Source organism: Arcobacter sp. F2176 (assembly GCF_004116465.1).
GTDB classification, from domain to species: domain Bacteria; phylum Campylobacterota; class Campylobacteria; order Campylobacterales; family Arcobacteraceae; genus Arcobacter; species Arcobacter siniprincipis.
On the sequence record NZ_PDJV01000066.1, the window covers coordinates 1 to 440 of the forward strand.

The following is a 440-nucleotide window of genomic DNA, read 5'->3' on the forward strand; positions in this document are numbered from 1 at the left end:
GACTACCAGGGTATCTAATCCTGTTTGCTACCCACGCTTTCGAGCCTCAGCGTCAGTTAAAGCCCAGTAAGCCGCCTTCGCCACCGGTGTTCCTCCTGATATCTACGCATTTCACCGCTACACCAGGAATTCCGCTTACCTCTACTTCACTCAAGAACCGCAGTTTCAAATGCAGCCCATAGGTTAAGCCTATGTATTTCACATCTGACTTGCGATCCCGCCTACGCTCCCTTTACACCCAGTAATTCCGGACAACGCTCGCTCCCTACGTATTACCGCGGCTGCTGGCACGTAGTTAGCCGGAGCTTCCTCCTAAAGTACCGTCATTATCGTCCTTTAAGACAGGAGTTTACAATCCGAAAACCTTCTTCCTCCACGCGGCATCGCTGCATCAGGGTTCCCCCCATTGTGCAATATTCCCCACTGCTGCCTCCCGTAGG

Annotated in this window: 1 rRNA gene; it reads right to left on the reverse strand. The window is 52.5% G+C overall.

The features are described from left to right. Positions 1 to 440 (reverse strand): 16S ribosomal RNA (locus CRU95_RS16180); the annotation flags it as partial.